General features: G+C 50.6%; 18 protein-coding genes. 12 read left to right on the top strand and 6 right to left on the bottom strand.

The genetic code is table 11. The annotated features are described in order from the left end of the window. Positions 1–58: 58 nt before the first annotated feature. Genes ACJJI5_RS17215 through arsC form a run of 3 tightly spaced genes read right to left on the bottom strand, consistent with a single transcriptional unit; the run spans position 59 to position 1,381 of the window. On the bottom strand, positions 59–406 hold the full coding sequence (locus ACJJI5_RS17215; protein ID WP_445354740.1) for a DUF2069 domain-containing protein: 348 nt from the start codon (positions 404–406) through the stop codon (positions 59–61). A gap of 10 nt (positions 407–416) precedes the next feature. Further along, on the bottom strand, positions 417–1,037 hold the full coding sequence (gene wrbA, locus ACJJI5_RS17210) for an NAD(P)H:quinone oxidoreductase (protein ID WP_445354739.1): 621 nt from the start codon (positions 1,035–1,037) through the stop codon (positions 417–419). Beyond that, positions 1,037–1,381 (bottom strand): arsenate reductase (glutaredoxin), encoded by a 345-nt coding sequence (gene arsC / locus ACJJI5_RS17205; RefSeq protein WP_282931887.1) that lies wholly within the window; start codon positions 1,379–1,381, stop codon positions 1,037–1,039. Before arsC ends, wrbA begins: the two co-directional genes overlap by 1 nt. A gap of 172 nt (positions 1,382–1,553) precedes the next feature. Between arsC and ACJJI5_RS17200 the strand changes: the two genes are divergently transcribed. The 12 genes from ACJJI5_RS17200 (at position 1,554) to ACJJI5_RS17145 (ending at position 10,776) form a co-directional block, all read left to right on the top strand. Further along, complete coding sequence (locus ACJJI5_RS17200) at positions 1,554–2,957, top strand: YihY family inner membrane protein (protein ID WP_445354738.1); 1,404 nt, start codon at positions 1,554–1,556, stop codon at positions 2,955–2,957. After that, positions 2,875–3,336, top strand: a complete 462-nt coding sequence (locus ACJJI5_RS17195; RefSeq protein ID WP_444912516.1) for a TlpA family protein disulfide reductase — start codon at positions 2,875–2,877, stop codon at positions 3,334–3,336. The genes ACJJI5_RS17200 and ACJJI5_RS17195 overlap by 83 nt, the downstream gene beginning before the upstream one ends. Before the next feature lie 162 nt (positions 3,337–3,498). Next, on the top strand, positions 3,499–4,863 hold the full coding sequence (locus tag ACJJI5_RS17190; protein WP_413664966.1) for an L-cystine transporter: 1,365 nt from the start codon (positions 3,499–3,501) through the stop codon (positions 4,861–4,863). A 149-nt stretch (positions 4,864–5,012) separates the two neighbouring features. After that, a complete protein-coding gene (locus ACJJI5_RS17185) occupies positions 5,013–5,426 on the top strand; it encodes a hypothetical protein (RefSeq protein ID WP_444915971.1) in 414 nt (137 codons plus the stop codon). A 362-nt stretch (positions 5,427–5,788) separates the two neighbouring features. Further along, positions 5,789–6,313: an RNA polymerase sigma factor gene (locus ACJJI5_RS17180; RefSeq protein ID WP_444912518.1), complete on the top strand. Its 525-nt coding sequence runs from the start codon at positions 5,789–5,791 to the stop codon at positions 6,311–6,313. Next, entirely contained in the window at positions 6,310–6,696 is a 387-nt protein-coding gene (locus ACJJI5_RS17175) for a hypothetical protein (RefSeq protein ID WP_445354737.1), read from the top strand. Before ACJJI5_RS17180 ends, ACJJI5_RS17175 begins: the two co-directional genes overlap by 4 nt. Continuing rightward, entirely contained in the window at positions 6,680–6,919 is a 240-nt protein-coding gene (locus ACJJI5_RS17170) for a hypothetical protein (RefSeq protein ID WP_445354736.1), read from the top strand. Before ACJJI5_RS17175 ends, ACJJI5_RS17170 begins: the two co-directional genes overlap by 17 nt. Continuing rightward, positions 6,912–7,613, top strand: coding sequence for a DUF3106 domain-containing protein (locus ACJJI5_RS17165; RefSeq protein WP_445354735.1), 702 nt, complete (start codon positions 6,912–6,914; stop codon positions 7,611–7,613). The genes ACJJI5_RS17170 and ACJJI5_RS17165 overlap by 8 nt, the downstream gene beginning before the upstream one ends. Before the next feature lie 143 nt (positions 7,614–7,756). Next, positions 7,757–8,320: a glycine zipper 2TM domain-containing protein gene (locus tag ACJJI5_RS17160; protein ID WP_413664972.1), complete on the top strand. Its 564-nt coding sequence runs from the start codon at positions 7,757–7,759 to the stop codon at positions 8,318–8,320. A 65-nt stretch (positions 8,321–8,385) separates the two neighbouring features. Continuing rightward, complete coding sequence (locus tag ACJJI5_RS17155; protein ID WP_445354734.1) at positions 8,386–8,703, top strand: PepSY domain-containing protein; 318 nt, start codon at positions 8,386–8,388, stop codon at positions 8,701–8,703. Between the two features lie 34 nt (positions 8,704–8,737). After that, a complete protein-coding gene (locus ACJJI5_RS17150) occupies positions 8,738–9,412 on the top strand; it encodes a response regulator transcription factor (RefSeq protein WP_444898058.1) in 675 nt (224 codons plus the stop codon). After that, on the top strand, positions 9,409–10,776 hold the full coding sequence (locus ACJJI5_RS17145) for an ATP-binding protein (protein ID WP_445354733.1): 1,368 nt from the start codon (positions 9,409–9,411) through the stop codon (positions 10,774–10,776). The genes ACJJI5_RS17150 and ACJJI5_RS17145 overlap by 4 nt, the downstream gene beginning before the upstream one ends. Before the next feature lie 28 nt (positions 10,777–10,804). Here ACJJI5_RS17145 and ACJJI5_RS17140 read toward each other — a convergent pair whose 3' ends face one another. The 3 genes from ACJJI5_RS17140 to ACJJI5_RS17130 form a co-directional block, all read right to left on the bottom strand. Next, positions 10,805–12,607, bottom strand: a complete 1,803-nt coding sequence (locus ACJJI5_RS17140) for an acyl-CoA dehydrogenase (RefSeq protein ID WP_445354732.1) — start codon at positions 12,605–12,607, stop codon at positions 10,805–10,807. 170 nt (positions 12,608–12,777) lie between these two features. Continuing rightward, positions 12,778–13,851, bottom strand: a complete 1,074-nt coding sequence (locus ACJJI5_RS17135; RefSeq protein ID WP_445354731.1) for an MJ1255/VC2487 family glycosyltransferase — start codon at positions 13,849–13,851, stop codon at positions 12,778–12,780. Further along, the gene (locus ACJJI5_RS17130) at positions 13,848–14,333 is read right to left on the bottom strand and encodes a phosphatase PAP2 family protein (protein ID WP_444912523.1); all 486 of its coding nucleotides are present in this window, start codon (positions 14,331–14,333) and stop codon (positions 13,848–13,850) included. The genes ACJJI5_RS17135 and ACJJI5_RS17130 overlap by 4 nt, the downstream gene beginning before the upstream one ends. Between the last annotated feature and the right edge of the window lie 22 nt (positions 14,334–14,355).

Below are 14,355 nucleotides of genomic sequence, written 5' to 3'. Positions count from 1 at the left end.
GCAAGCGTTGTCTATTTATCGATTACAAAATCATTAGTAATGTGAGTAGTGCCGATGGCTATTGCATGCGATGCCAGCGGCTGCTCATCATTGATGAAAAGAATAGGATAAGGCTAAGGACTACCAGTACGCCATCCTGCCAGCCGCGTGTAGGCATCGTTACACCGACAATACTGGCAGTGATATACAGCAAAAGAATAAAACAGAGCCATAGGTAGCTGCGATAGCGCTGCTTGAGTAACCCAGGTAGTACCAACAGCAGTGGTATGGTCTGCAAGCACCACAGGAACAACGAGCCGCCTTCGACGAATAGATTCCAGGCAACAAACAGTACGAGCATGCCGATATAACAAATCCAGTTAATTCGCAGCGCTATCTTGAGCTTGCGCTGTACAGAATCGTTCACACTTTATCCTCTAGTTGTCGCTGTTATGCGAATTATCCAGCTTCTGTGCCAGGCTGCCGACTCGCTTGCCCAGTGCCCGGCACAGGGTTACTTCGTCATCGGAAAGTGATGTGGCGTGTTCACCGGACCAGTGTGAGGCACCATAGGGTGTGCCGCCAGTGCGGGTGCGCATTAAGGCGGCTTCGGAGTATGGGATGCCGGCGATCAACATGCCGTGGTGCAGCAGGGGCAGCATCATGGATACCAGCGTAGTTTCCTGACCACCGTGAAGACTGCCAGTGGCGGTAAATACCGCAGCCGGCTTACCGGTAAGGCTGCCATCGAGCCAAATATCACTGGTTTGGTCAAGGAAATAGCGCAGCGGAGAGGCCATGTTGCCAAAGCGGGTGGGGCTGCCCATCAGTAAACCGGAGCAATTGCGCAGGTCCTCGATTGTACAGTAGGGGGCACCTTCGGTGGGTACCGGCGGCTCGCTGGCTTCAGTGTCTGGGGATACGCCGGGCACGGTGCGCAGGCGAGCGGTAATCCCGCTGGCCTCTACGCCGCGAGCCAGTTCGGTGGCCATGCGCGCCGTAGCACCGGTGCGGCTGTAGTAGAGAATGAGGACATAGCCTTCGTTGTCCCGATCCATCAGATCAGCCCCAGTACATTTTCAGGGGGCCGTCCTATCACTGCTTTGTCGCCTTTTATAACGATCGGGCGTTGGATCAAAATAGGGTTTTGAGCCATTGCGTCAATTAACTGGGATTCGGCCAGATCTTTATCTTTCAGGTTTAACTGCTTGTAGGGCTCTTCACCAGTGCGCAACAACTGTCGTGCATCAATATCCAGTTTGTGTAGCAACTGCTGAATATCCTCGGCAGAAGGTGGGGTTTGTAGATAGAGAACCACCTCCGGTTCAATACCGTTATCCTGCAATAGCTGTAGGGTTTGGCGGGATTTTGAGCAGCGGGGGTTGTGGTAAATCGTCCACATTATGGCGGCATCCTGTTACTGTTTGGCGTATTCTAACCGAAGAATGTTGCGGAGTTCTAAGGCGCTTCTGAATAATCCCCCCAACGTCCTGCGGGGTTTTCGGGAGCTCCTTGGCTATTTGGGGCAGTAATACTGCGGTCTGGGCGAGATGTCCAGGCATAGAGAGATCACAATGAGAAGCACCGTAAAGGATTGGGGAAACCACTGGCTGCGCTTTGCGACGTCACTGTGGAAACTGTTTGATGAAAAGGATTGTCGGCAACGCGCGGCTGCTCTCACTTACCTGACACTTTTTGGCATAGTTCCCCTAGTGACGGTGAGCTACGCCATGTTATCACTGTTTCCCGACTTTGCCGGCTTGCAGAGTAGGTTACAGGATCAACTGTTCACCCACTTTTTGCCTCAGAGTGGGCGCGAGATCCAAAAATATATCAGCAGTTTTTCCGAACAGGCACAGCGTTTGACTGGCGTTGGTATCGCGATGCTGATTATTACTGCGGGTTTGACCCTTCGCGGTATCGAGGGGACCTTTAATTCTATCTGGGACGTCCAAAAAGGCCGCAGCGGCGTTTCGAGTTTTCTTTTGTACTGGGCGATATTGAGTCTCGGTCCAATCCTATTAGGGGCGGGACTGGCGACAAGTACTTTTGTCTTTTCACAAAAATTTTTCTTGGGTGGAGCTGATTCTTTTGAGGTAACTTCGTTGTTATTCAGGATTCTACCGTTTGTTTTCAGCTCCATAGTTTTTACCCTACTGTTCATAGCTGTGCCCAATTGCTATGTCCCGTTGCGCCACGGAATAGAGGGGGGGATCATAATCTCGATTGTTTTCGAGGTTATGAAGTACTTATTCGGCTTGTTGGTAGCGCGGAGTTCGGTCCAGGCAATCTATGGGGCATTCGCTGTTGTTCCCCTGTTCCTGCTTTGGATTTATCTGATGTGGATACTGGTATTGGCTGGCTGTGTGTTGGTGCGCACACTATCGGTTTATCAAGCTGCGACCCAGGAGCGGGAGCATTCTGACCTGGTTGCCCTCCTTATTGTTCTCTGGCAGATGTATAAGAAATGCGCGAAGGGGAGGCCTCTGAAGGAGCGAGATATTTCCCGTATGGGAATCAAGTTTGTTCAGTGGCGAAGGTTGCGGAATATCCTTCAGGCTAATCGTATGGTGACCCAGACTGATCGCAATGATTATGTTTTGCTGAGGGACCTGAATACGGTGTCCCTGGTTGAATTGGCAGGCTGGCTGAGTTCGGATTGGATGCCCAGTGGAATTCCTGCGAGTCTGGATGGATTGCCCTGGTATGGAGAGGTAGAGCAACGCTTTGCCAATGCCAGAGAGTCAACCCGAGAGCAATTAGGTATTACTGTTGGGGAGTTGTTCCTGGAGGCCGAGCAAAAGGAAGCTGAAGATAAGCCCCTTGAGCTGGGTCACGACGGCGGGACTGATGATAAGCAAACAAACTCTGAAACCGGGGGAGAAAGTGGGCCTGATGAAAATAGTCAAAGTGAAGATGACAAGAGCAGCAGCGGTCACCTTTCTTTTGTTGGTGTGCGGAATAAGCGCCTGCGCTAAAGACGATAAATCGCTTCTAGCCATTGATGGGGAAGAGTTGGATGTATCGGGTAAGGTTTTGCTGGTTAACTATTGGGCAGAGTGGTGTAAGCCCTGTCGAGAGGAGATCCCGGTCCTTAACCAACTGGCCGACGGTAACAACAATGTCGTTGTTGTTGGGGTGAACTTCGACAATTTACCGATTGCGGAAATACAAAAACAGGCGGATAAGTTGGGTATTACTTTTCCCGTTCTAGTGGCCGAACCGCAAGGGCGCTGGGGGCAGGAGAAGCCGGAGGTGCTGCCTTCTACGTTCATTATTGGTACCGATGGTCGCTGGCATAAAACATTGGTTGGCCCGCAGGATAGAGACGACTTCATTTCGGCTCTCAATCTATAGCGAGTACTAATGGAGTGCTGGTAAAAGCCGGCGGGGTAACAGTGGATTATTAGAAGCTCCCAAACTTTATAAAACTATAACTAACACATCTATAGGCTTGTGGCGGATCGCTGATAGCATGCCGCCACTTTCCCCTTTTGTTCCGGGTGGGACCCAGACCTTATGCATATCAGTTCATTTGCTTTCCTGCTTCTATTTATTGTTTTTATATACGGACTTTTTCGCTGGCAGCGAGGCCGTGACTCCCTCGCACCAGCAGTGCTGGCTGGCCTGATTCTTGGGGTTATCTTTGGAGGCACCCTGCAACTGTCTCGCGGATGGGGGGCTGCACCCGCAGAGGTGATACCTTGGGTAGAGATGATAGGGGACAGTTACGTAAATCTATTGTATTTACTCGTGATGCCCCTGGTTCTGACTTCCATATTAGTGGCGGTAGTTAAAGTCAGCCATACCCAGGCGCTGGGCAAAATCAGTATTTCAGTCCTGGGGGTGCTATTAGGAACAACGGCGGTGGCCGCTCTAATTGGCGTGGCTATGGCCGAGCTATTTGGTTTGTCGGCTGCGGGATTGGTTGAGGGTTCCAGGGAAGCTGCGCGAGTGGAAGTGCTGAATGAGCGCATTGGCAAGGTCACGGACCTTTCCATTCCTGAGATTATTACCTCTTTTGTTCCGCGCAATATTTTTCTGGACCTGACCGGGGCTCGCTCTACTTCTGTTATAGCGGTGGTTATATTCGCGGTGCTTTTAGGGTTGGCAGCCTTGGCGGTTCGCCGTGAATTTCCCGAAGAGGGCGCAGCGATTGAGCGCTTCGTTCATGTGGCTCAAGTCTGGGTTATGAAGCTGGTGCGACTAGTGATGGCTTTTACCCCTTACGGCGTGATGGCCCTGGTTACAGGCCTGATCGCTAAATCCAGTATGGGGGATATTCTTAACTTATTGAGTTTTGTGCTGGCCTCCTTTACGGCTATTGGTTTGATGTTCCTGGTGCACGGTCTGTTGCTACTGATTAATGGTATCAATCCGCTGCACTATTTCACCAAGGTATGGCCGGTGCTGGTTTTTGCCTTTAGCTCCCGCTCCAGTGCTGCAACTATTCCCCTGAATGTCGAGACTCAGGTAGACCAGCTGCGTACGTCTCCAGCAATTGCCAATTTCTCTGCATCTTTCGGTGCGACTATTGGGCAAAACGGCTGCGCCGGTATTTATCCGGCCATGCTGGCAGTAATGGTGGCAGTGCCGATGGGGATCAATGTATGGGACCCAGTATGGATTGCTACTTTAGTGGCGGTTGTAATGATCAGTTCTTTCGGTATAGCGGGCGTTGGTGGCGGGGCGACCTTTGCAGCCTTGGTGGTACTGCCTGCGATGGGGTTGCCAGTCACTATCGCGGCTCTGCTGATTTCTGTTGAACCTCTGATTGATATGGCGCGAACCGCGCTGAATGTTAACGGCGCTATGACCGCTGGCACCCTGACACAACGCTGGCTCGGCGATGAAGTGCCCGGCCCGGAAGTTGTAGAGGGTTGAACAGAGAATGGTACTTTGTGCACCGATTATTTTTGTCTTCTGATTTCGCTGATTTTTCATAGGAGTCCTGTCAACCAGCTCCAGTGCCTGACGTTATAGTCAGTGCTGTTAATGCATTGAGTTTTTTGTTCACGGAACTGGAGCAACTTATGAATAAACTGATAGGACTGTCAGTACTGGCGCTTAGCCTTGGTTTTCCCCTCTCGCTGCAAGCTGAAAGCAGTGAGGATAATGGACATGATCGCGGCGACCGTATTGAAAATCGTCTCGATCGAAAGGGGGATCGCATTGAAGAGCGCCTTGATGATAAAGGTGATCGTATTAATGAGCGCCTGGACCAGCGGTCTGAGCAGGCTGCCGCTAATGGGAGAGATAAATTAGCTGCACATTTAGATAAAAAAGGTGATCGTATCGATAGGCGCCTGGATAACAAAGGTGAGAAAATAAACGAGCGCCTCGATAAAAAAGGCGAGCGAATAGATAATAGATACGATCGGAAGAACGAACGCGGCGAGCGGACAAAAAAGCACCATCGTAGATCCCGTGACAACAATAACGATTAGTGATTGTTGGTTGTAGCAGGCATTATCTAGTGGGTTGCGGCAAACTAAGGAGCCTCTGAATAATTCCGTGATATTTCTATAGTCTTGGAAGACTACAGTCGCTAGGCGCAGCCTGCTGATAAAGGGCTTAGTCCTTTGCAAGAGCTATGCAGTAGCTGGGGCCTTCTAAGTCTGTCCTACGGGGATTTCAGAGTGGTTCATACTCTGTGCTGCGACTTCTCAAAAGGTTTAAACACTCCTGTGAAGCCGCGCCTAGACTGTGAGCTGCCCTGACAGCCAAAGAATTATCACGGAATTATTTAGAGGCTCCGCAATAGCCGTAGAAGGATTGCATCCTCGTCAAGGGACCTCAATCGGCTTTTATGGATCAGTTTCTCGCTTCAGTAGAAAAGCGGGCATTCACTATGGCGAAATATGCTGTAGGGGACCGTGATGATGCGCTGGATATCGTTCAGGACTCTATGCTTGCACTCGTCAAAAGCTATAGCTGCCGAGACCGTGCGGAGTGGCGCCCATTATTTTTTACCATTCTTAATAACCGCATAACCGATTGGCATCGTCGCAAGAAAAACCTGTCCCGTTGGCAGCTGTTGAAAGATAAACTTCCTATTAATAGCGAAGGCGATGAATGGGATCTGAGTGAATTTCCCGACCCCAACGGCCGCAGCCCGGATAGTGTCCTAATCGGTGAACGTACGATTGATGCCATTGACCGCGCCATTGAAAAGTTACCTCTGCGTCAACAGCAGGCTTTTTTGTTGCGCTGCGTTGAAGGCTTTAATGTCAGTGAGACAGCAGGGGCTATGGCTTGTAGCGAGGGAAGTGTGAAGACTCACCTCTCTCGAGCATTGCGCAGCCTGCGGGTTCATTTGGAGGCGATGGAATGAGTAATTTAGAAAACAATTCATCGACTAACGAGAAGCGTATACTCGGAGCGGCCAGTGCCGCTGTTATACGTAGAGAGAGATCGCTCGATACGGAAACCCTGGCTGAGTTGCGGCGAATCCGCTCCGCAGCGCAAGATCAAAATAATAAAAAACGGTACTTTTCACTCAACACCTTGTATCCCTACCTTCCAGTTACAGCGGCTTCTGCCGCAGTGCTATTCCTTGTTCTATGGTGGCCCAGTTCTGTTATCAACAACGGAAGTCGTACAGAGCTGCTAGTGAGTGGTGATTGGCTGCTGGATGAAGATATGGATATCGAGATGATTGAGGATATGGAGTTTTATCAGTGGTTGGCGGAGGAGTTGGATGGGCACTCTTCGTAGTGTTTTATTCATCATATCTATGTGTACGCTCGTATTTCCAGGTACTACCGAGGCGGAGGAAGCTGAGCCTCTGCCGGAGGAATTCCTGTTATTCCTGGAAGAGTGGGTCGATGAACAAGGTGATGTCGTTATCCCTGAAGATCCCGAGTTGGTTCAGGGGCCGGGGCAAACCCAAGAAGGCACCAAAAGCAAAGATATGTGGCTGGGGGACAGTCATGACTAAAACCCTGGTCGCAACTTGTTTGATGGCAGCCTCTCTGCTTTGGGCTGGTATGGCGTGGTCGGTGGAGTGGAAAAGCCTAAGTGATAGTGATCGCAAGCTGTTACAGGGCATGGAAGAGCGCTGGCCCAACATGTCTGATAGCCAGCAGGAGAGGTTGTTGCGGGGTGCGCGTCGATGGAACTCAATGAGCCCTGAGCAGCGCGACAATGCTCGGCAGCGCTATGAAAAATGGCAGTCTCTGCCCCAGGAACGCCGTAATCAGCTGCGGGAATCTTATCGACAGTACCGTGCCCTGCCGGAAGGCAGGCGTGAGAGTATCCGTGAGGCTCGTGAGAGATATCGGCAGATGTCCCCCGAACAGAGAGAGCAAGTGCGCGAGCGCTGGCGGGAAGCTAGGGGCGATAAGAGTGAACCGCAAAGGCCCAGAGGTGATAGGGCTCGGGGAGAGCGAGCGCAAGGGGATAGACTCAGGGAAGATGGGCCTAGGAGGGATAGGTCCGATGAGAATAGACCTAGAGGAAACCGGCACAGAGAAGACCGACCAAGGGGCGACCGGGCGAGAGGAGATAGGCCCAGAAGGGAGCACGAAAGGGGGAGAAGGCACCAGGATTCACGGCCAAGGCGTGATCGAGGGGCCAGTGACCGACGAGAGGGTGATGAGGAGACTGATAGTTCATCTGGGGCTCCTGAATAGTGCCCTGCCATTCAAATTCCAATCCTGAGAGGCTGGCTTATCGTTTTACCTCGCTGCTACGCTGGTACGACAGTGTAATTCAGCGTCTATTCAGATCATCTTAAGTAATCTGGCTCCCGTTGATGACTAGCGGGAGATATATCGTGCAACTATACAAACAGCTAATCGCGGGTGCGGCAGTTGCGGCACTGGTGGGTCTAAGTTCTACTGCCAGCGCGGGCCCCCGAGGCTATGCTGCGGGTGGCTATGATTATGCGCGAGTTACCGAGGTTACTCCCGTCTACACCGATGTTCAGGTTGTTACACCGACGACTCAGTGTCGCGATGAACAGGTTGCCTATCGCGAGCCGACTTCCCCGGCAGGTACTGTAGTGGGGGGACTTATAGGTGCTGCAATCGGCAATAACTTAGGCGATCACGGCCACCGTGGACGCTACGGTTATCATCGCAGTCACAATCGTGGCGGCGCCACAATCGCAGGGGCTTTGGTGGGCGCCCTGGTAGGTAACCAGATCAGCCGTGCCAATGCTCCAGTCCACTATGCAACAGAGTCCCGTTGCCATGTTGTAGATGAATACTCTACAAGAAGGGAATTAGTCGGATACGATGTCCGCTATCGGTATAATGGGCAAGTTTACTTGACTCGCACTGACCATCATCCGGGCGATAGAATCCGGGTCCATGTCGACGTCTCACCGGCTCTTTGAGCCCGGTTGAGGGCGGCAGGGAGTTTATAAAGGGTGGAAAATTGGATATCCACAGGAGCCGCACCGTGAAACTGAATCGTACCTTACTTGGCTTTATTGCTTTTACCGCTGTGTTTTTGCCGGCGCTCTGCAGTGCCACGGTACACAGCTACCCCGCTTATGAGCGGGAGAGTTTCCAACCCCACTTTCTTCGTGTTCAAGGGGGAGAAATCTCAAGGGATCGGGCTGCTTCAATCGTAAAACAACGCTATGGTGGAAAAATTCTCGCCATTTCTGAGACCAAGAAACAGGGGCGAGCCGTGTATCGGGTGAAAGGACTGTCGGCCAAAAGCCAGGTTTATGTGGTGTTTGTCGATAAACAGAGCGGCCGTATATCCCGCTAGCAGAATAATTGCGAGCCGCAATAAGGTAATTACTATGCGCGCACTATTAGTTGAAGATGAAGCATTACTGCGGCAGCAGCTGGCAGAGTCCCTGCGCACGGCCGGGTACACTGTTGACGAAGCCCCCGATGGAGAAGAGGCACTTTATCTGGGGAGGGAATATCCCTACGACGTTGCAGTAATGGACCTGGGTTTACCCAAAATTGATGGTATCCAGGTTATTGAAACACTGCGCCGTGAAGAGAAGCATTTTCCTATCCTGATTTTAACGGCTCGGGGACACTGGCAGGAAAGGGTCTCCGGCTTGGAAGCTGGCGGGGACGATTACCTGGTAAAACCCTTCCATACTGAAGAACTGCTCGCACGGTTGAATGCCCTGGTTCGCCGTTCCGCAGGTTTCTCATCACCGACGATTAAAGCCGGACCTATCGTTCTGGATACCAGTGCGCAAAGAATTAGCGTGGATGAAGTTGAGTTGGACCTGACTTCATTTGAATACAAGGTACTTGAATATCTGATGCTGCACCCAGATGAGGTGGTATCAAAAACTACTCTGACTGAGCATATCTACGAGCAGGACTGCGATCGGGACAGCAATGTGATAGAGGTGTTCATCGGTCGCCTGCGTAAAAAAATTGATGCAGCGGCCAAGATCAAGCCCATTGAAACTCTGCGCGGTCGTGGCTATCGCTTTGTGATTCCGCAGTGAGATCAGTCGGTTTTTCCCTGCTTTCTTACATTTTGGGTTCCTTAAAGGGCCGCCTGGCCCTGGTTACCAGTCTCGTGCTGATTGGTTTTATCCTTCTCATCTCGGGAGTCCTTGAACATGCCTACCGAACTTCATTAGATGACGCTAAGCAGCGGGAGCTACAGCTCTATATTTACACTCTACTGGCTGTTGCTGAGCCGGAAGGCAACACTCTGACTCTTCCCTCAAGTTTGCCAGAGCAACGCTTTAACCAACCCGATTCAGGTTTGGTTGGGGCCGTTATAGATCGTGAAGGTGAGGTTATCTGGCGGTCGGAGTCGGCGCTGGCAATGCCACAACTGAAGTTCTATCCGCTCTCCCAAGGGCAAGAATCCTATTCACAAGTATCTATTCCGGGGAAAGAAGGCAGCTTTAGCAGCTTTCGCCAAGGCGTTGTTTGGGGGCTGGAAGGTGAAGAGCTGTTTACCTTTGCAGTACTTGAGGATGCGGCTCCGCTTCAGGCCCAGGTGGAACAGTTCCGTTCAACGATGTGGCACTGGCTTGGATTGGGCGGGTTGCTATTAATTTTCGCTCAGTGGCTGGTTCTACGTTGGGGATTTGCGCCGTTAACAGCCTTAGCTAACGCTCTCCAGGAGATGCAGAGTGGGGGTGCTGATCGATTGGAGGGTAATTTTCCGCGGGAGCTGCGCCCACTGACAGATAACTTAAATCTGTTGATTGAAAATGAGCGCCGCCAGAGAGAAAAAACCCGGCATACATTAGCTGACCTGGCCCACAGCCTGAAGACGCCATTAGCGGTATTGAAAGGTCTTAAATTTTCTGGAGATTCAACAACCGCCGGCAAGACGCTAACGGATCAGGTGCAGCGGATGGACAGTATTATCAGTTATCAACTGCAGCGGGCAGTAACCAGTTCGCCGAAATCCATTATACGGGGGACACCGGTCGCGCCACTGCTCCATAAAATACTGGATGCGCTTGAAAAGGTGTATCGCAGTAAGCCGTGTGATGTCGAAAGTTCCTGTGCTGAAAACACCCTGTTTTATGGTGACGAAGGTGACCTGATGGAAGTCCTAGGTAACTTGCTGGATAACGCTTATAAATATGGTGACGGGAAATTATCGGTTGCCGTTGAGAATATGGAAGATACTCGCAAACTGTCTATTCGGGTTAAAGACAATGGCCCAGGGCTGGACAGTGAGAAATGGCAAGCGGTTACCCAGCGGGGCGTTCGTGCCGATGAACAGCAACCTGGGCAGGGTATTGGACTTGCCGTGGTAGTGGATATTGTTGAGAGCTATGAAGGGCAAATAAATGCGGCCCCTCTTCCTCAGGGAGGTACGGAAATTACGGTACAACTGTAATTTCCGTTTTGCTCGACAAGTCGTTTAACTAGAACCAATTTTCCTGCATGTCGAAAGGAACGCTATTGCCTGATTTCAGCAGTGCGATAGCTGTCTCTGTTTTTGGCAGCTCCCATTCAAAATAGTATTTCGCAGTGTGTAATTTACCCTGGTAAAAACCCTGAGCTTCACTGTTAGGATTTTTTTCCAGTGCTTTTTCTGCGATAACTGCCTGCTGTAGCCACAACCAGGCGACTACGGTACAGCCAAATAAATCCAAGTATAGGGTGGCATTACCCAGGCCGCGATCCACATCTTCCTGAAGCTGGGAGAATAATGCAAAACTTGTCTCATCCAACTTTTCCAGGGCTTCTTCCAGCATTTTGGCCATAGATTCGAGCTTAGGTTTATCCCTGGCCTGCATAATCGTATTGCGGATCTCTGCCTGTAACAGTTGGTAGCCAGCAAGATTTTTTGACGGTACTTTCCGGGCCAGTAAATCCAGGGCATGGATGCCTTCTGTACCTTCGTGAATTGCGTTAAGGCGATTGTCTCGATATAACTGCTCTACCGGATATTCACGAATATAACCCGCTCCCCCCAAAACCTGAATCGCCAATTCATTAGCTTTTAGGCAGTACTTGGAGGGCCAGGATTTTACTACGGGAGTTAGCAGATCGAGCAGTGTTGCAGCACTGTTGCGCTGCTCTTCTGTAGGGGCTGTATGCTCATCCTCGTAAAGTGAGGTGGCATAAACACTCAAGCTTAAGCCACCTTCAGCATAGGCTTTTTGCATCAGTAGCATACGGCGAACATCGGCATGCTGGACGATAGGGACCTGTTTGGATTCAGGATCTCGGTTAGAGGGCATACGTCCCTGCGGGCGGCCTTTGGCGTACTCAAGAGAGTAAGTGTACCCCTGGTATCCAAGTACAGAAGCGCCAGCTCCCACACTGATACGGGCTTCATTCATCATTTGGAACATATACTTCAGGCCCTGGTGGGGTTCACCGATCAGGTAGCCTACAGCGCCGCTGTCCTCACCAAAGCTCAATACCGTTGATGTGGTATTGCGGTAGCCCATTTTATGTAGCAGGCCTGCGAGTTTTACATCATTGCGTTTTACTGGATTCCCCTGCTCGTCCAGAAGGAATTTGGGAACCAGAAAAAGTGATATTCCCTTCACACCTGCGGGTGCGCCTTTAATTTTTGCCAGAACCAGGTGAACGATATTCTCAGTGAGGTTTTGATCGCCACCAGAAATATACATTTTCTGCCCATGAATGCGGTAGCTGCCGTCTTCTTCTGGTAGGGCGCTAGTGCGAATGTCTGACAGCGCGGAGCCCTGATCCGGTTCAGTCAGTGCCATAGTCCCGGCAAAACGTCCGTCCAACATTTGTGGAAGGAATTGCTTTTTAAGTGACTCACTGGCGAAAGTGCGAACCAGATTGGCCGCGCCTATGGTCAAGAACGGGTAGCTAGCACTTGCAACGTTTGCTGCAGCCATATAAGCGAGTGCTGTGCGCAGAATAACTTCTGGCAATTGCAGTCCGCCTTCCTCTGCATCACAGTGAGCGGCAAGAAATCCTGCAGAGGCAAAAGCATCCCAGGACTGTTTGGTTTCTTCGATAACGCTGACGTTTTCACCATCAAAGCTCGGTTCAATCTCATCGCCTTTGGCGTTGTGATTAGCGAAAAATTTTTCTGCAATGGTGTGTGCAGTATTCAGTGTTGCATCAAAAATTTCACGGGAATGCTCACTGTACCGAGGGCGATTGATTAGGGCCTCGGTATCTAAAAATTCGTAAAGCAAAAAATCGATTTCACGCTCGTTGAGCAGCTGATGGGCCATGTTTACCTCTTACATTATTCTTTTTGGGTAATCCGTTTAATTTCCAGGTAGTTTTCCATTGAATATTTTTATGCTGGAACACTACGATTCAAGTGTATATGTAAACGTGGAGAGGGTGCATTGGGCAATGACTGATTCTATGAATAGACTTGGCGATTATTAGAGTGCTTTTACTCGGATATTCTTTGAAATACTGGTGCTGCTTCTGCAACGGGCTTTGGTACCACCTTGCGCCACAGTTGGGAGGATAGTTCAGCTGGGCTTTGTCGGCACCCGGAAGCAATCCAGTTGCCCAGTGATTGAGCCACATCAGGCCAAACTATCCGAAGTGGAGGGGGGCAGTTGGCTAGCCACTTGTCGATCGTATAGGCATTTATCTGTTTTACGATTGTGGCCAGTTTGAGCTGATCGAGCGCTTTGGCATTGGCTTCCTGCTCAAATTGATTGGCGAGAGGCCTGCTGAGAATGGGTTTTCCCAGAGCCAGGGTTTCAGCCAATAATTCAAATCCGCTATTACAGATTACTGCTTTAGAGGTTGCCAGATCCTTCTGAAAGCCATTAATTGAGGGGGCCTTAACTTGAATATTACTAGAGGTAGGTAAATTGTGGGGTATACCGTAGACGATAAACCGATAGGGCAGTCTGGAAAGTTCGTCCAGCATCGGAATAGGCTGTTCGAAAGGCAAGTAAACTAGAATATGTTCACCCAACTCCTGGGAGAGTTCAGATTTCTGAGGGACGATTGGCGGTAGTATTGGGTTGCCGAAGTGGTGCCAATGCAAACCGATACTCTCTTGTGTTGGGGCAAATGATCTTAGTACTGTGCGGGATGCCCACTTATTTCGAGGTGCAGGGATCGGGAATTCAAAGGCGTATTGATGGCCGATACCGATGCTGCGTTTTTTCTTAAATTTCGCTGCCCAGGCCGTAACAGGTTCATAGTCACTAATAATTAAATCAAAATTATTAACCGGCAGTGTTCTTATATCCTTGATGAATCTTACTGCATTGATGTTTCGCAGTGTTGCGAAACTATTCAAGCGGCCATGACTGTGGATAAAGGTCATTCCCTCCCGCCACCAATAGTCTCCAAAAGAAGACATCTCAAATAAGCTTTCTCTAGGACGGCCTGAAAACAACCACTGGACCTCGAGATTTGGATACTTTTCGAATTGCTTAGCCAGCGCACGGGAGCGACTGATGTGCCCATTACCCGTGGATTGAACGCCGTAAAGTATCTTCATAAAAAGGCAGCACTCACAATTAAACTGACACTGGTCCCCAAAATAGCGCCGGCACAAATATCAGACGGGAAATGAACTCCCAGGCCAACCCTGGCGGCTCCGACACCGGTGGCCCAGATATAACCGAAGCTCCACATAGGGCTCACCTGTATAGACATCGCGGTTATAAATAGGAAGGCGCATGAGGTGTGGCCCGACGGTAAGCTGAAACGATCGTGCGCCACAATTACGGGACGCATGCCCGGGATTGCTTGGGGCGGGCGAAGTCGTCGTGTCGTGTTTTTTATCCCCCAGTACAATCCGCGTTCCAAGGCAACTGCGGTACATGCCAAGTACAGCAGTTGAATGGCTGAATTGAGCCATACATAGGTGAATAAAAGTGCCCCGGCTGCCCACCCATCCCCAGATTTAGATAGCCACAGATAGCGCCGGCGAGAGCTGGGGCGTGATGCCCGCTCAACCATATACAGCACTATGGACACATCAAAACTCTTTAGATTCATC

This window comes from Microbulbifer maximicatervae (SeqCode), from assembly GCF_052467955.1.
Note: the sequence above shows the minus strand (reverse complement) of the source record. Positions and strands in the feature narration are given on the sequence as shown.